General features: G+C 52.5%; 1 rRNA gene. It reads left to right on the forward strand.

From position 1 onward, the window contains the following. Window positions 1–46 precede the first annotated feature (46 nt). Window positions 47–364 (forward strand): 23S ribosomal RNA (locus GPK88_RS18715); the annotation flags it as partial.

Here is a 364-nt window from a genome sequence, read left to right on the forward strand (position 1 = left end):
GAGAATCAAGAGACCGCATCACCTACGCTAGGGTGATGAAGCGAAAGGTCAAGCAATAAGGGCACAGGGCGGATGCCTTGGCACTAAGAGCCGATGAAAGACGTGATAAGCTGCGAAAAGCTTCGGGGAGGAGCAAATATCCCGTGATCCGGAGATGTCTGAATGGGGAAACCCGCATGAGAAGACCTCATGCATCCATACGCCAATCCATAACGTATGGAAGGGAACCCGGGGAACTGAAACATCTAAGTACCCGGAGGAAAAGAAAGAAACATCGATTCCGTAAGTAGCGGCGAGCGAACGCGGAGGAGCCTAAACCGGTGTGCGTGCATGCCGGGGTCATGGACTGCATTTAAGATTCAGC

This window comes from Blautia sp. MCC269, from assembly GCF_018785655.1.
Lineage (GTDB): Bacteria > Bacillota > Clostridia > Lachnospirales > Lachnospiraceae > Blautia_A.